At 43.7% G+C, this 16,223-nt stretch carries 16 protein-coding genes and 2 tRNA genes; 5 read left to right on the top strand and 13 right to left on the bottom strand.

The genetic code is table 11. The annotated features are described in order from the left end of the window. Window positions 1–35: 35 nt before the first annotated feature. From prfA to folD, 4 genes are all read right to left on the bottom strand, one after another. Window positions 36–1,130, bottom strand: coding sequence for a peptide chain release factor 1 (gene prfA, locus RTJ53_RS00620; RefSeq protein WP_060994394.1), 1,095 nt, complete (start codon window positions 1,128–1,130; stop codon window positions 36–38). A 135-nt stretch (window positions 1,131–1,265) separates the two neighbouring features. Further along, on the bottom strand, window positions 1,266–2,411 hold the full coding sequence (locus RTJ53_RS00615) for a beta-ketoacyl-ACP synthase III (protein WP_312275393.1): 1,146 nt from the start codon (window positions 2,409–2,411) through the stop codon (window positions 1,266–1,268). A 268-nt stretch (window positions 2,412–2,679) separates the two neighbouring features. Further along, entirely contained in the window at window positions 2,680–3,390 is a 711-nt protein-coding gene (locus tag RTJ53_RS00610) for a class I SAM-dependent methyltransferase (RefSeq protein ID WP_312275907.1), read from the bottom strand. 150 nt (window positions 3,391–3,540) lie between these two features. Beyond that, window positions 3,541–4,410, bottom strand: coding sequence for a bifunctional methylenetetrahydrofolate dehydrogenase/methenyltetrahydrofolate cyclohydrolase FolD (gene folD, locus RTJ53_RS00605; RefSeq protein ID WP_312275392.1), 870 nt, complete (start codon window positions 4,408–4,410; stop codon window positions 3,541–3,543). A 223-nt stretch (window positions 4,411–4,633) separates the two neighbouring features. Between folD and RTJ53_RS00600 the strand changes: the two genes are divergently transcribed. The 5 genes from RTJ53_RS00600 to RTJ53_RS00580 all read left to right on the top strand — a co-directional run bounded on the left by RTJ53_RS00600 (window position 4,634) and on the right by RTJ53_RS00580 (window position 6,900). Next, a tRNA-Cys gene (locus RTJ53_RS00600) sits at window positions 4,634–4,707 on the top strand. Window positions 4,708–4,868: 161 nt separating this feature from the next. After that, window positions 4,869–4,955 (top strand) — tRNA-Leu (locus tag RTJ53_RS00595). 176 nt (window positions 4,956–5,131) lie between these two features. Further along, window positions 5,132–6,379, top strand: a complete 1,248-nt coding sequence (locus RTJ53_RS00590) for a tyrosine-type recombinase/integrase (protein WP_312275391.1) — start codon at window positions 5,132–5,134, stop codon at window positions 6,377–6,379. Window positions 6,380–6,398: 19 nt separating this feature from the next. Next, entirely contained in the window at window positions 6,399–6,704 is a 306-nt protein-coding gene (locus tag RTJ53_RS00585; protein WP_312275390.1) for a hypothetical protein, read from the top strand. Between the two features lies 1 nt (window position 6,705). Continuing rightward, the gene (locus tag RTJ53_RS00580; protein ID WP_312275389.1) at window positions 6,706–6,900 is read left to right on the top strand and encodes a hypothetical protein; all 195 of its coding nucleotides are present in this window, start codon (window positions 6,706–6,708) and stop codon (window positions 6,898–6,900) included. On the opposite strand, the gene RTJ53_RS00575 is transcribed toward RTJ53_RS00580, so the two are convergent. The 9 genes from RTJ53_RS00575 to RTJ53_RS00535 form a co-directional block, all read right to left on the bottom strand. Continuing rightward, window positions 6,897–7,340 carry a lysozyme gene (locus tag RTJ53_RS00575; protein ID WP_312275388.1) on the bottom strand — a complete coding sequence of 148 codons (444 nt, stop codon included), beginning with the start codon at window positions 7,338–7,340 and terminating at the stop codon, window positions 6,897–6,899. The two genes, RTJ53_RS00580 and RTJ53_RS00575, sit on opposite strands and share 4 nt — an antisense overlap. A gap of 24 nt (window positions 7,341–7,364) precedes the next feature. Further along, a complete protein-coding gene (locus RTJ53_RS00570) occupies window positions 7,365–7,748 on the bottom strand; it encodes a hypothetical protein (RefSeq protein ID WP_312275387.1) in 384 nt (127 codons plus the stop codon). After that, window positions 7,745–8,095 carry a hypothetical protein gene (locus RTJ53_RS00565; protein WP_312275386.1) on the bottom strand — a complete coding sequence of 117 codons (351 nt, stop codon included), beginning with the start codon at window positions 8,093–8,095 and terminating at the stop codon, window positions 7,745–7,747. The genes RTJ53_RS00570 and RTJ53_RS00565 overlap by 4 nt, the downstream gene beginning before the upstream one ends. Before the next feature lie 103 nt (window positions 8,096–8,198). Next, window positions 8,199–10,703 (bottom strand): hypothetical protein, encoded by a 2,505-nt coding sequence (locus RTJ53_RS00560; RefSeq protein ID WP_312275385.1) that lies wholly within the window; start codon window positions 10,701–10,703, stop codon window positions 8,199–8,201. A 58-nt stretch (window positions 10,704–10,761) separates the two neighbouring features. Then, the gene (locus RTJ53_RS00555) at window positions 10,762–12,915 is read right to left on the bottom strand and encodes a hypothetical protein (protein WP_312275384.1); all 2,154 of its coding nucleotides are present in this window, start codon (window positions 12,913–12,915) and stop codon (window positions 10,762–10,764) included. Window positions 12,916–12,976: 61 nt separating this feature from the next. Beyond that, entirely contained in the window at window positions 12,977–13,168 is a 192-nt protein-coding gene (locus tag RTJ53_RS00550; RefSeq protein ID WP_312275383.1) for a hypothetical protein, read from the bottom strand. A gap of 136 nt (window positions 13,169–13,304) precedes the next feature. Next, complete coding sequence (locus RTJ53_RS00545; protein WP_312275382.1) at window positions 13,305–14,108, bottom strand: phage tail tip lysozyme; 804 nt, start codon at window positions 14,106–14,108, stop codon at window positions 13,305–13,307. Window positions 14,109–14,111: 3 nt separating this feature from the next. Then, the gene (locus RTJ53_RS00540; protein ID WP_312275381.1) at window positions 14,112–15,545 is read right to left on the bottom strand and encodes a hypothetical protein; all 1,434 of its coding nucleotides are present in this window, start codon (window positions 15,543–15,545) and stop codon (window positions 14,112–14,114) included. 8 nt (window positions 15,546–15,553) lie between these two features. Next, window positions 15,554–16,222 (bottom strand): DNA transfer protein p32, encoded by a 669-nt coding sequence (locus tag RTJ53_RS00535; RefSeq protein ID WP_312275380.1) that lies wholly within the window; start codon window positions 16,220–16,222, stop codon window positions 15,554–15,556. Window position 16,223 lies beyond the last annotated feature (1 nt).

Here is a 16,223-nt window from a genome sequence, read left to right as displayed (position 1 = left end):
AAATAAAGTTTTATCCTATTAATCCAACATACCCGTTATTCTTCCCCACTCACCGATGCCATCAAATCGGCTTGGTGTTCACGCAGTAGGCTGTCGAGAAGCTCATCTAAGTCACCCTGCATAATGGCATCGAGTTTGTACAAGGTTAAATTAATACGGTGGTCGGTCATCCGCCCTTGGGGAAAATTATAAGTGCGAATGCGCTCCGAACGGTCACCACTACCGACCAAATTGCGACGCATATCACTTGACGCATCGATTTGTTTTTGTACTTTTTCTTGCTGAATTTTGGATACCAGCATTTTCATAGCTTTATCACGGTTGGCGTGTTGGCTACGCTCTTGCTGACACTCAACCACTGTGCCTGTTGGAATATGGGTAATACGCACTGCAGAGTCGGTTTTATTGATATGCTGACCACCTGCCCCGCTGGCACGATAAGTATCGATACGCAAGTCAGCAGGGTTGATATCCACGGTATCATCAATCTCAACCTCTGGCATCACCGCGACCGTGCAAGCCGAAGTATGCACCCGTCCTTGGCTTTCAGTCTCTGGCACCCGTTGCACCCGGTGTGCGCCCGACTCAAATTTTAAGCGGCCATATACGCCCGTGCCCGAGACGCGGCTGATGATTTCTTTATAGCCACCATGCTCACCTTCGTTCTCGGACAATACTTCCACTGTCCAACCTTGGGTTGCCGCATAACGCTCATACATACGGAACAAATCCCCACTAAAAATTGCCGCTTCATCGCCGCCCGTCCCTGCTCGAATCTCTAAGAAGGCAGGCACTTTATCATTCGGGTCTTTAGGCAGCATCATCACATTGAGCACGTCTTCAAGCTCATTGATGGTGTCTTTGGCGGCTTGGATTTCTTCTTGCGCCATTTCTTTCATGTCGCCATCGCCCGTTGAATCCGACAGCATTTCTTCAGCGGTTGCCAAATCTTCTTCCGCTTGGCGGTATTTGCCCCAGACATCGACCAATGCGGATAAATCACTGTGCTCAACCGATAATTCACGGAATTTTTTGTTGTCATTCATGGTTTCTGGCTCAGACAGCATGGCGGTGACTTCTTCGAAACGGTCAGACATTTGGTCAAGGCGAAAACGTAAAGATTCTTTCATAATGATGGCTTAAAAATAATGGCTTAAAAGTTTTGGCTTAATTTAGGGCTTAAAAATAGAAAATGGCAAAATAATCGGATATTTTGCCACATTTTGGGGGGATTTGCATGGGTTTCGTGAGAGACAACAAAAAGCTTAGACTTTTTTGACCAACACACCCCCGATTGAGTAACCTGCGCCAAACGAGCAAATCACACCCAAATCACCTGATTGCATATTTTCTTGGTGTTTATGAAACACGATCATGGGACTGGCGGAGCTGGTATTGGCATATTCTGCTAGCACCATAGGCGCAATCGATTTATCCGCTTCTTTGCCCAATACGGTGCGTAAAATCAAATCAATCATGTTGGCATTGGCTTGGTGTAGCCACATTTTTTTGAGCTGTTGTGGCTCAATGTGGTTTTTATGGAGCAGTTCAAGAATTAAATTAGACACGGCAGGACATACTTCACGAAATACTTTGCGACCTTCTTGCAAGAACAATTTGTCGGTCACAGGCGCGTCGATATCAGGATACATCGGCGTGCCAGCGGCTAAGAATTCACTGCGATCCAAAAAGCCGTATTCATTTTTAATATTGGTCGAAAACTGGGTAAACAGATGACTATCTAAAATTTCATAGCCTTTGGGTGTAGCGAGCTCTTCGATAATCGTCGCCGTTGCCACATCACCAAAGATAAAGTGGCTGTCACGGTTGCGCCAGTTAAGGTGCGCTGAGGTAATTTCGATATTGACCATGGCGACACGTTTGGCGGTGCCAGATTTGATCAGACCGACCGCTTGGGCGATACCAAAGGTTGCGGCGCTACAGGCGACGTTCATATCAAAGCCAAAACCGCCTTGCATACCAATATATTGTTGGATTTCAATGGCGATGGCAGGATACACGCGCTGGAAATTTGAACAAGCAACAATAATACCGTCTAAGTCTTTACCTTGTAAACCTGCATTGTCCAGTGCTTGTTTGAGTGCATCTAGACCCATTTCTGCCATGATAGACATCTCTTTGCCAAGCTTGCGATAAGGAATCACAGGCGCCATGATATCTGGGTTTAAAATGCCGTCTTTTTCCATCACATAGCGCGATTTAATACCTGAGGCTTTTTCGATAAATTCAGCAGTCGAATGCACAAGTGCCGTCTTCTCACCACGGTCGATGGCATCGGCATTTTTGGCATTATAGTTATCAACATATTGGTTGAAAGTAGCGACCAACTCTTCGTTACTGATGCTGTAAGGCGGGGTGTATAATCCTGTGGCAGTGATACAAATACTCATATTAGGATTCCTTTTCTAAACGTAAAATGGCAAGGTAATCATCTAGCTGTCGTCATCAATAATGATACCGCGGTGCATGCCATCGGGGATGGTATTGAACAAATAGATGATTAAAAATAGGGGTGTGGCTTATTATGCCTTGAAAATAGCGATAATGCGATAACTATGTTACAAATTATTTCATAGCCTTAAAAGTACAGAAAACAAAGGCGAGGGTTTTTTGCGAGCATATACTACCCATACTACTGCATCCCTGCTACTTTCTCAGTCAATCGGTACTGCGATAAAGCACTACTTGGTTAAACTGCTTGGCTTCATCCATATCAGGCAAGGTGGTTGTGTTATCCAACGTCGTTACCTTGTGGTAGCGCGGGTGAGCAAAATTTTTGACGCGGCTATCAGCGACCCAAACCTCATGGGCGTATTGTAAGAACACATCTAATAACGGCAAGTTGGCTTTGTCATACAGCACATCCGCGACCAACAGCACATCGACCTTATCCATGCCCAATTGCTGTTTTAACTCAAATAAATTATCTAGCAGCTCAGCCGTTACCCCATTTAATTGCGCATTGGCTTGGCAGCTAGTTAGACTCACGCTATCAATATCACAGCAAATGACTCGTTTGGCACCCGCCATTTTTGCGGCAATACCGACAATCCCCGACCCTGCGCCAAAATCCATCACCACTTTATTGCGCACCATCTGTGGCTGCTGCAAAATATACTGCGCCAACACTTGCCCTGACGCCCATGCAAACACCCAATATGGACAATTATTCCACAGATGTTCTATCACCGCTGGCGTCAAATCTTCATGACAAAAATCTGGATCAATAAGCCATAAATAAAAAGGTTGATTCGGCTTAGACAATAATGGCACGTATGTCTTGGCAAGATTAGCGCTAGGCAACACTTGCTGCAATGCGGTAATCAGTTGATTGAAAACGGCTGATGAGTCAGCAGCATTTGATGGCATTGAATTTTTATAGTTAGAAGTTTTATAGGTCGAAGTTTCAGCATCAGTCACGTAAAGATTTCCAGTCATGAGTCATAGTGAAAAAATGAATACAAAAAAAATGTACAAAAAAAGGAAGCTTTAAACACTTCCTTTTTTAATTCAAACCCATTATTTTGCTGCTGCTTTTTCTGCCGCTTCTACCGTTTGACGGATGAGTGTATTGATGGTCATTGGACCTACGCCACCTGGCACTGGGGTATAACTTGAGGCAATAGCTTCGATACCTGTCAGCTCAATATCACCCACACCACCGCTCGTGCCATCCGCATGGGTACGCGGATGAAACCCTGCATCGACCACCACGGCGCCCGATTTAATCCAATCTTTTTTGATAAGTTCTGGTTTGCCCACAGCACCCACCACGATATCCGCTTGTCTGACCAATTCTGCCAAATTCTGTGTACGTGAGTGGCAAATCGTTACGGTACAGTTGGCATTTAATAGCATCATCGCCATCGGTTTACCCAAAATCGCGCTACGACCCACGACCACCGCATGCTTACCAGCAAGCTCAACGCCGTTTTTTTCTAATAAATACATAATGCCTTGCGGGGTGCAAGAACCATACGCAGGCTCGCCCATCGCCATATTGCCAAAGCCCAAACAAGTCACGCCATCCACATCTTTTGCCAGTGCAATGGCATCAAAACAGGCACGCTCATCAATTTGGCTGGGCACAGGGTGTTGTAGCAAAATCCCATGCACATCAGGATTGTTGTTAAGCTCGGCAATTTTTGCCAATAGCTGCTCGGTGGTGGTGGCTTGTGGCATGGCAACTTTTAAGGAATCCATACCCACACGTTGACAGGCATTGCCTTTCATTTTGACATAAGTTGCAGAGGCAGGGTCATCGCCCACCAAAATCGTTGCCAAAATCGGCGTGCGTCCTGAGTCTTGTTTTAACTTGGCAACCCGCTCGGCAAGTTCAGCTTCCATTTGTTTGGCATATGCTTTGCCATCTAACACTGTCGCAGTCATGGTGGTTCCTCAATCAATAACGAATCGGTCAACAAAAAGTCGGTTAGCAAAAAATTTGCGTTATTTTAACCGATTTTGCGGCGTGATAACATCCATTGAAAATGTTTAACCGCCAAATTATCGGTTAAACACCCTTTAAAATCCTTCATTACATCGCTCAAATGGCTAAAAAAGTCCTTGCACTTTTAAAAATTTTTGCTATCATAGCAAACCTAAATGAAATGGCTGGGTAGCACAGTGGCCATGCATCGGATTGCAAATCCGCGGACGCCGGTTCGATTCCGGCCTCAGCCTCCATTTTCATTTTGCGGTACTATTATTTTGTTATTATGAGTCAGCAATAAACGCGAAAAAATATCGTAAAAAATTGCTTGCAAAGTTAACAAAACTGATTATAATAGCACCCACTTCTGACACAGACACCACACGACGCCAAGCGTCAGTGCTGTGACTACCCTGCCCGGGTGGTGAAATTGGTAGACACAAGGGATTTAAAATCCCTCGCTCTTACGAGCGTGCCGGTTCAAGTCCGGCCCCGGGCACCATATATTGAAACCCTTGATAATGCTGATATCAGGGGTTTTTTAATGCCCAAAATTTACCTTTTTTAAGCTATCTAAATCACACGTCTTTCGCTGTCGAGTATACTATCCGTATACTTTTACAAGCCTTTTTAAATGGATTAATATACTTGCCATGTAGTCACATGTAGTATATTTCCATGGCAAATAAACTCTCTAAAACATTCATTGATAATCTTAAGTACGACGGTAAAGATAAAATCTACCAAGATTCATCCTTAGCTGGTTTTGCCGTGTTTGTCCGCAAGTCTGGAAAAACTTATATAGTCAATAAACGTGTGGCGGGCAAGCTGCACCGAGTTGTCATATCTGACATATCGCTTATCACACTGACTGAAGCCCGAGAAAAAGCCGTCACAATTATCAGTAACTTGGTCCAAGGCATTGACCCCAATAAAAAGCAAAGTGATTCCCCCGCCACGGTACCAACACTCAGAGAATGCTATGAGTACTTTAAAAGTAAAAAGACACTGACCGATGAAACGATTAAATCCTATGACCGCCAAATATTAACACTGCTTAAAGATTGGCTCGATTTACCAATTAACGATATCACCAAATCAATGATTAGTGACCGCCATGCTAGGCTTACAAAAGATAGTCCAGCGCAAGCCAATGCCAGTATGCGTGTACTTAGGTCGGTTTGGAATTATTGCCGTCACTCTTTTCTCGACGATGATGAAGAACCTATCATCAAAGAACAACCCATCAATATTCTTAACGTCAAAAAAGACTGGAATCCGATTAAACCTAAAAAGCGTCACGTCGAAGAAGAATACTTGGGCAAGTTTTTAAAGGCCGTGCTCGAGCATATCGATAGATGGTCACATAGACAGGCGCCCTACTCTCACAATGCCCGTGATATTATGCTTGTGTTTATGCTAACTGGCGTAAGGCTCAACGAAGCTCAAACACTGGCATGGTCGGATATCGATTTAAAGACTGGTAAGATTTTATTCAAAGATACAAAAAATGGCAGTGATTATCCGCTGCCAATGGGTGATATGCTTTGGGCACTAATGAAACATCGCGCCAAATTTGCCCAAGGCAGCAATTGGGTGTTCCCGTCACAGATAAAACGGATTGATGATCATGTCAAAGACTTGGGCGGAAGCTATGAAGTTATCAGTGGCAAAGCTGGTCTATACATTACGCCACATGATTTGAGACGCACATTTATTTCGGTGGCCAATCGCCTATCGATGAATTATCCTGTGTTAAAGCGATTGCTCAATCACCAAGATAGCAAGACCAGTGACGATGTGACTTTACAATATATCCAAATCAGCCAACGTGAAATTCGTGAAGCATTAAATGAAATTGAGAAAGTGTACTTTGCGGAAGCTGGATTGACGCAAGAAGATGTTATTAATAAATTTTATAAGTAATAAGTTAAAGGAATTGACTATGTTTGAAAAACTTAAAGATGAATTTTGGACATTCTGTGAAATAACTGATAGAAAATCATCTATTCTTTATGGGCCCATGGCTTTTTTAGTGCTAGTCATGGTCATCGGTACGATTTTAATTAATATGGCAAGAAATCTATCAGAAACCAAAGCTGCTAGTAGCTTTGATTTGCTGGCAAATTTTGTTGCTACTTATACCGAACTGACAGGATTAGGTATAATGGTTTTTGGTTTCATTGGATACTTTGTGTTGACTTCACACTTATATACCAAAGAAAAAAGACGTCTTGAAAGGCTTTACTGATATGCAACTCGACAACTTAGACTATCGCATCATCACCGAAGCCCTGTACCACCTTGCCACCAATCCCGACCTTGAGATTGGCGATAAGATGGTGGCAGAGCTCGCGGACGACGAACTTGAAAACCGGCTACTTTGTTTGAGAGAAAAAATCGCACGGCTGGAGAGTAAAAGCCGTGGTGATGATTATTTTCTTTAAGACAAAAACAACTTGCGCTCATCAGTGCGGCGTTTGGTAAGTCCTGCTAATACCTTGCCCCCTGCACGATTCCAGCGTAGGAATTGGTCGGCTGCACCCTTGTAATCTTTGGCATTTACTTTTTTGAGTAACGTGCTATTGCGTAAATTCTCTTGCCCCAAGTTGTAGCAAAATGAGACTAGCGCATCAAACTGATTTTGGGTAATTGGCACTTGCACATAGCGATTGACTGCATCCTCGTACTTGCCAAGCATTTTATCGAGTAGCTTGTCTGCATCCGCTTCGCTAATCGGCGCATCTCTTAGCGTCACTTTGCGCCCATCGGTGTAGTATGTCGCGCTATAGCCAATAGTAGGCACACCTGCTGGACATAAATACGGTTTGGCTCTAAAGCCTTCGTATTGCTTGATAATCGCTTTACCTTTGTTACTTGTTTTCATTGCTTTTCTCCATAAAAAAACCGCCTATTTGGCGGTTTTGCGTTTTTTGTTAAGTAAGTTTTGCCCGTACCAAAATACCAGTCCAATTGCATGGCACAGCACGCCAATGATTAATGCCCACCACGCTTTATTACTAACGCAGCCAGCCGACAAATCCCAAAAGAATACGAAAAACGAAAGTCCGCACGCTCCGACAAACAGCAGCGCCCAATCAGCGCCAAGCTGCTTTGTATCAATGTGCTTGCAAAGCCGTGCTTGCATCGCAATCAGAAAAAGTAGCAAAGACAGTGAGCAGCCAAACACTTTGATAAAATCAAGTATCGGCGAGGTGATGTAGATATAAGCAAATAATGCAACAATCAGCATCAGTGCAAATAACGCGCCTTGTTTTGTGACGATAAAGTTCACTGCACATCCTCCTCTTTAATACCCATTGCACCACGCAACTTTTTAGACATCATTTCCGGTAGCAATGCGACCAATGTTGCTACCACCGTTTGACCACTAGCTGCCAAAAATGCAGCTACCGCGGCAAGCTCGATACCTGGTATTTCCATTTTGGCTACTTTGATAGATAGCAGGGATAAAAAAACGCCGCTGATTATAGCGGCGCTTAGTTTGACTTTACCTTTGCTGACCCCAAGTTTTTCATCAATGTGATTATCAGAGTAATAGCAGTAACAAGTACCGACAATCACCCCTAATGCAAACAGCCCCCACATTGCCAAGGCTGTTACTGTTAAGTCTTTTGGCATATCGCCCCCTAAAAATGAAAAACCCTAGCTTTTACACTAGGGTCTTAAATGTGAGTATCGTTATACACACCAATCTTTATCGACTTGCTTTGAAAAACAAAACTTAGTTAAATTGCCGAACAATGACAGTGTTTGTTAGTGTTATTGCACTCGCAGTTGTGTTTTCAAAACAGACAATGAGTGAGTTGCCAGAGCGTGACCATTTTGTCAGAATTGCGGATTCTGCATTAAGTAACGAAACATCGAAATATTTTGCAATCGCATTGACGCTATACGTTGCATAATACTTACCATTTGCAGGAATGGATACAGCACTTAAAGTATATTGTTGTTTGAATAACTGTTTAGCCGTATTTTTACTAAACGAACTTTCTAAAGTCCTTGTACCGTTCCAACTTGCCAGACCCAAAGAGGTATTAGGTAGTGTTGTTCCATTAAACTCACAATTTATGAAATCAACAAACCCTGATATCTCTGCATATAACCCACCCTGCTCAAATTTAACATTATCATAGATTAAGTTAGTAAAACCTGTAGCATCCACGTATATAAACTGCATATTAAATACGTTCTTAAGCGTACTGTTCTTTACTGTCACTTTAGGCGTTCTGAGAAAACGAAATGGCGCATAAACACTTGGAGTTTGCGGATTTTTTAGATTATCAATCACTAGCTCGTCACAAATAATATGATTAAATTTTCCAACTTGACTGGATGTCATTAATTCACAGTCTTTCAACATTAAAAGTTTTATCGTAGGAGATAGTACAAAACTCTCTGTTACACCGTTACCATCAAACAACTCACATGACTCGTAAATACAATTATTAATATCAGTTTTTATCATTGATGATGGATGAAGAGTGTTACCTGTAATTTTTTTATTTGATACCCTTCTTTGAACAATACTGTTGAATTTTGTTCTTGAAGTATCATTTCTACCATACACGTTTAGCCAAAAATCTTTCAAGCAATCTTCAATAAGAACACTATCGAACTCAGAAACCCCTGTTGTACCTCCACAAAGCTCAACAACCCCACTAGACCGCGTAACCTTAACCTCGCCAACCTTGATTATGGATGTAGGAGAAACCCATAAAAGCTGACCTACTTGGTCTCCGTTGAGAATTGCTGAACAACGATTTAAAACAATACTATCAAACTCATAGATAATTCCTGCGTCAATCTGACCTGTTGCTTCTGGCTCGTAGTGAATAACATCTTGAACCATCAATCTTCCTGATTCAATTAAATCGAGTCTAACATTCATACGGACTAAATCAGCGTTAAAATTACAGGTGTCAAGGTTGATACCAACAATGCAATCCCCTGTAATATTTGTTGCTTTGACTGTATTCGCACGAACACCTGCTTGCGTAATGTTGTAACTATAAGCCGATGACGCGAAGTGGATATTTTTGAACTCAAAATTGTAGTTTGACGTCTTTTTAGCATTCAAATATGGCTTGAGAGCACCCCAATCCTGTTTTGGATGTATAAAGATGCCATGACAACAGCCGTCATAAAAACCAATGTAATTATCTGTAAATGCCTGTCGATTGTCTGACCAACAATCCATAGTAATATTTTCATACACTACATTTTGAACTTGCTTTGGGTCTATTGACGGGCAAAAGACTAGTAAGTTATCACCAAAATTTAATCGTCTTGTTTTGTCGTGCGCTATAAACAGATTTTTATAGTGATGAGCATACTCAAACCAAAGTCCCCGTACATAACTTCTATTTTTAATGCTTGGATTCAGCTTAGGAGTCATAATTTTGTAATTCAAGAAATCTATTGTATAAACCCTACTATCAGCATAGTTTCTCATACGCAGCAGATTTTCGTCTTGATTCAGCTCAATATTGTTTTGTATGCCGAACTTACGAATATCAAAAGTATCAGCAAATACCGCGTGTAAGTTATTGGCAACAGGAATTGAGTAATCTGTTGGTGTATCTTTGATTAAATAACGCGCACCGCCACCATCGTTAGGCGTGTAGTAGCCGTGCGTGATGACCGCTTTACCCGCTTTTAACTTCGTGTCTGCAACCATGTCAGCTACACTATTATAAAAAATAGCAGTTTTATCATTGACTTGCTGTTGAGTCATGCCACTTGCGTCTGCGACAAGTAACGCAGTCCAACCGTTTGCCCCTGCCCCTGCTGCTGCAGCCGTTGCAATGGCACCATCTAACAAAAACACTCTACGATTAACTTCCACTTGAGCGGCATCCACTGTATCATTAAGATTTTGCAATGTTGGTTTTAGGGCTTCCCCCATTGCAGATGATACATTATCAAGACTGTCTTGCAAATTGTCACTAAACCACGAGCCGATTTTTGATACATCATTGACCAATACATCGTTGCGATCTGTAATGCGGATGCGATAAGTACCATCGAGGTAAATATCTGCCTCACCCGCCGCATCTAAGATAATCGGATTGGTGTTGGGCGTTAAGCCGTAGGGGTCTTTGTAAGTTACCTTTGGTGTGGTCGTGTTGGCTTCGTAGGTATATATTTGCCCACCTGTCAACGGCTTGCCGCATCGGTCAAAGAAACGTGCCTTTACAAACGGTATTGGGGTGACTGCTTTTACCATAATTTTTCCTTAGATAATAAAAAACCACCGCTAGGGTGGTTTGTTGAGTGGCTTGCTATTACTTGGCAGTATTGGCACCGCCAATGACACCGAGTTTGGTCAGTATGTCGATGAGTTTCTTTTCTTCTTCACCGTACAAGATATTGTCTAACATATCATTTGACGCTTTTGCGTCACTGGCTACCGAACCTTTTAACGCACGGTTAACTTTTACACTGTCCTGCACGTCTTTGAGCGGCGATAGCGCAAGGCGTACACCAGGCTTATTCAAGATACCCCCAAGCATATTTAGGGCAGCCGAGGCGGTATTGGAGTTATTGATATTACTCTGTATAGGCTGAGTAATCAGATAGTGCATTGCCGAGCCGATATCTTTTAGCTTTGCCACTTCCTCAGGGGAAAACAAGATATTCAGTCGTCTATCACCGATTTGCTTTAACGCTGTAGCCATATTTTTGGGACTTGCTTGTCCATTTAAACTACTAAAAGTTTTATCATAGATATACTTGGCAACTTGCCCGCGAATGTCATTGACCGCTTGAGCGTCAACGCTACGCAGTAATTTCACCGTGTTTTCAAGTTCAGCCACATTGCCACCTAAGATATGCTGATTAAATAACTTGTCAGGCTGTTCGCCTTTTGCTACGGCTTTTAGCAGTGGATTGGCTTCAATTTGGTCAACGCGCATTTTGTGAGCCGTGCGAGCAAGGTTATACATTTGAGCGGCGTCATTGTTGCCTTGGGTGAGCAATCCTTGCATGGCTTGTTCTTGCCGCTTGTTTAGTGCATCGCGCACCACACCGATAGCATGAGTGGTGCTTGTGGGTTGTCCATTCTGCAAACTTGCCTTGTGCTCACGGTTTAGGATTTTGATAAATTCCTCTGATTTTCCCAGTGTGAATTTATCGGGGTTGTTGCCGATATCTTTGATTAGCTTATGCACGTTTTGCGGTAGGCTTGACATAGCATAATCTGCATCAAGGCGCGTAATCGCGTCATTGGCAAATCCTGCGCCGTCTAGTAGCACATCATTGCCCTGCGCTGATTTAGCCGCGTCATACATTTGCCCGACTTGCTGCTTCATGGTCGCATTGTGATTGTCTAGTGCGTCAACGGCTTTACTCATCGCACCATACTGATCAATGGCTTGACCGTCTGCCTTGGTCACAAAATCATCCATCAGGGTAGATAGCTTTTCATTGTCTTGGATAAGTTTGTCGCGCAATGGGTCGCCTGCACCGTGAATTTTGGCAAGTTCAGCTTGTTTGTTCCATAGCTTAGGGTCGCCTGTAAGCTGCGCCTTGGTGGGTGTAATACCCAAACGATCAAACACCACTTTACGCGCCACGGCTTCTTTATTGATCGCCTTGCCAGACTTCAACGCTGCGCCAACATCTTTACGCAAACCGCGCAAAATATCATCGGACAAATCACCCATGCGAATATTGCGAGAAGTTAGCGCAATCTCAATTTGGTCGTCAATCGTTGCACCCAGTCTAGCAGACGCACGGCTTGACGCATTGGGCGATAGCTTAGTGTTTAACTTAGCAATGCCTTTACCTATTGGATGGGCGACTGCGCCACCAATGGCACCGCCTGCCGCTGCATACTGAGTATTTTTCAATCGCTCATCTGCGTCTTTGGCAAACATCACCCCGCCTGCTGCTGCACCCGATAACGCATTTTGACCCGTAACGCCTGCGGCTTGCACCACTCTACCCGCTTTCGTTGCAGCATTGACGCCTTGATAGCCTTTGGCAAATGCGGCAGCTGGCAATGTTGCTACGGTTTGCCCAACAAAACGCCCAAAGTTAGTGCCTGCTCCCGACTCTGTTCGCGCTTTTTCATAAAAGGCTTTCTCATCGGCTTTTTCTTTGGTAAATTTTTCGTAGTCATTACCGCCAGTAACGCCATCTTTTAAGTACAGTGCGCCTTGCTTGATACCGCTAAATACATCATCCATGCCTGCGCCAACGTCTGCCAAAAATGACGGTTTTTCATATTTTGGCTGTTCAGGCTGTTTGACCGTGATAGTGATATTTAATCCTAATTGCTGGGCTATATCGCCTTCGGTGTAGCCGTCTTTTTTCGCCATGGTAAAGCGGTTTTTGTACTTTGGGCTATTTTTCAAGTGGGCAAAAATCTCTGCGTCACTATAGCCATCTTTGCGTGCCGCGTTGATTTTCGCTTGGGTTTCTTTAGAGATTGCCATGTAGTTTCCTTGGGCGATAAAAAACCCGCACTTGGCGGGTCGTAAAAGGTAGTTATATAGCTTAGTTGTCGATTTTGTTTTCAACTCGTTCGATTTTCCAATCTAAAGAATTGGTACGGTCTTCAAGTGCCTTTATTCTCTGCTCAAGTCGGATTTCTTCTTTAATCCTTAAATCCATGTTTCCTTGCAATTTATCTACCGAGTACCACAACAGAACGATTGCCAACGCCAAAAGAAAAGGATTATCTTTCATCGCAGATACTATGGTATAGAAAATAAGGAATGCTATTAGATATCCGATGATTTTAAATATTGTGCCTTTCATTAACCATCTCTTAATAAATTAATTTTTACCAACTATAATTCATTTATTAAGAATTAAGCAACAATTATCCACCACCTTTCATCAAGTCCGCCACGTTAAACTTTCCAATGCCTTGCTGAGATTGCACTGGCGGCTGAGCTTGTAAATCTGATACCTTAAACTGACCTAACGGCTGCGGCGCTTGCGGTGTTTGCTTCATTAAGTCTGCCACGTTAAATTTACCCAATGGTTGCGGCTTTTGGGCAGACTGTTTCATCAAATCAGCGACATTGAATCTGCCAATGCCTTGCGGTGCAGCTTGCCCGCCGCTTTGGGGTGTATAACTTTTATCGCCAAGCATACCAGCGAGAGAAGATAGATAATTTCTTCGGCGCGCATCGTGTTTCTGCCAGTTAAAAGGTACTCGTCCACCACCTTTGCCGCGTATCGTATTTTGACCATACGCCCAAACAATGTAATTCCTCCCTAATTCCTGAGCGAACTGTTCAGGGCTACCGTTCGGATTATTTAGAAAGTTGCGTAATTTTCCTTTGTAGCCAGTCAACATTTCACGCACAGAAAACGCTGCTTGTGCGTTTAGGTTGGCTTGGCTCTGCTGACCTAGTACACCAGCATTTCGCATATAGTTTAGAACTTGAGTATCACGCCCTTGGTTCCACGACAGCATACCGACATTGCGAATGGCACCGCCATTTTTACTGGCGGCTGGGTCTGTATGCGTGCCAAATAGAATACTTGGGTTAAAACTATTTTCGCGCCCAACTTCAGCCGTGATTGCCATCGCTTGATTGTGCGACAATCCTGCATTGCGATAGGCTTTATACACCCCGACATTGACTGGGGTGCCGTCAAGCAATTTAGCTACCATAATTTAAAATCCATAAGCTGATAACGGTGGTCTTGGTTTACCGCTTGGCGTTTTGGGTGCAGCGATACTTTCAGGCGGGGCAGATGCGGCAGGATATCCGCCTGTGCCGTTTTTTAGGTATTTTTCATTGAGTGCTTGCAGTTGTCTCAATGCTGCCATGCGTGTAGCAACTGGCAAGCTTGCATTGCTCAAATCACCTGCCATCTGTTTATACATCGCCACGTCTTTATCAGACTGCGGGCCTTCCATTCTTGGCATATTTGAAACAAGTTGACCCGCAATCGTACTAAGTTGTGCCGTGCCTTGCGCTCCTTCAGTTGACACACCAAACCAACTTGCGCCAGTGTCCAATAGGCTGCCAATGCCGCTACCTGTAGCCTTGCCGCTCGACAAGATTTGCTCGGCTTGTTGGGTAAGTGATAGCACATTTTGCGCTCGTTTAATGTCTTGCTGCGGTGAGTTTTTATTGCCGCTACCATCGCCCAGTGATGTTGCTTGCTGCCCAGTTCTAGGGTCAATAAAAGCGTCTGCCGTGCCGTCAGGGTAAACGGTGTAAACCAAACCATTGATTAGCTGCTGCTTGCCTTGTTTTTTGGCAGCATCAATCTCTGCTTGAGTGCGATACGTGGCTTGATTAGCCGTGTATTTAGTCCCTTCAAGTGAATTATCGCTTGAGTACTTTGTACCCTCTAATGTGTTGTCACTGGCGTACTTTGTACCCGCAAGGCTATTATCACTGGCGTATTTCGTACCCTCAAGCGAGTTATCAGACACATACTTTTGTGTGTTTGACTGTAATACTTGGTCCGCTGTGGTAAGATTGTATTTCGGGTCTTGAATCCCCTTATACATAGCAAACGCATATTTCTGTGCTTGCGCGGGGTCAGCGGGTAGATTGTTAATCAATCCTAGCTTTTGATTATAAGTTGCTTCATCAATCAAGCCGCGGGACTTTTGAATCTCAAGTTGTGCAATGCCTGCGTTTTTACCGCCGTTTAGCACTGACCCCCATACCATTGAGTCAAGTTTGGCGTTTTGGTCAATATCAAGCCCTGTGGTCTCAACACCGACCTTTTTGCCTTCAGCGGTTGACTTGCCTGCGTCTGCATCATTTTTGCGGCCCAGGGCATAAGTTTGCGCGGTATCTGCATAAATTTTATTCAATTCTGCGTCAAACTTTAAGCCATCGCGCATGGCTTTGGCTTCAGCCGCTCGATTATCATCATACTGCTGCATAAGCTGCGGGGCAAATAGCTTATGTTTTTGGGCAAATGCCTTTTCTTCCTCAGGTGTTGCCATTTGATTCATGTCGTTAATTTGACGGGCAAGCAGTAATTTACCAAATGCACCGCCTAAGTCACCCAACATAGTCATGTTATTGGCTTGCTGAGTTTGGGCATTAATCGTCCCATTGGTGATGATACTAGGGTCTAACATAACTCACCTCAAATTACTGGATTGAAGAATTTTGCAGCCGTGCCCGCCAAACCAAGCAATGACCCAAAACCATTAGCGACACTATTACCCGCTGCAATCGTGCCTGCTGCTTGTGAGTTAGCACCTTGCATGGTGTTGTTTGCAATCGCTTGCGCGGTTTGTGTGCCTGCGCTGCCTGTTTGAGCTGCCGCATTTTGCCCGATGCCTACCAAATTAGACAAGCGGTTGTACTGGTTGGTTTGGTCAGCATTAAACCGATTATAAGCATTTTGATACTCTTGGCTCGCGGACTCTTGACCATAGTTTTGCAGAGCTTTAAGCGTTGCCCCCGACAATAAGCCGCCTTGTGCTGCCGCACCACCTTGAATGGCGTTATTGCCTTGATTGACGCGAAATTGGTAGCTAGGGTCATCATAAATATCTTGACCTGAATAGGTTTTCATAAACTGACCATTTTGCCCCATGCCGCCCATTAACTGCGCCAGTGCGTCACTGCCCGCTGTGCGATAGGGGTTTAAATCACTTCGCACCTGCTCAAACATATCTTTTTGAATTTGACTAGCTTTATCTGCTGCCTTTGCTTGGGTTTTTGCCGCATTTTGCGCGGCTTTCGCTTGCTTATTAGCACCTGTTATGTCACCAATGACATCGCCGACAAAATCAGTAACAAATGACATA

This window comes from Moraxella sp. CTOTU46711 (assembly GCF_031975715.1).
GTDB lineage: Bacteria > Pseudomonadota > Gammaproteobacteria > Pseudomonadales > Moraxellaceae > Faucicola.
This window is presented reverse-complemented; position numbering and strand designations above follow the sequence as displayed.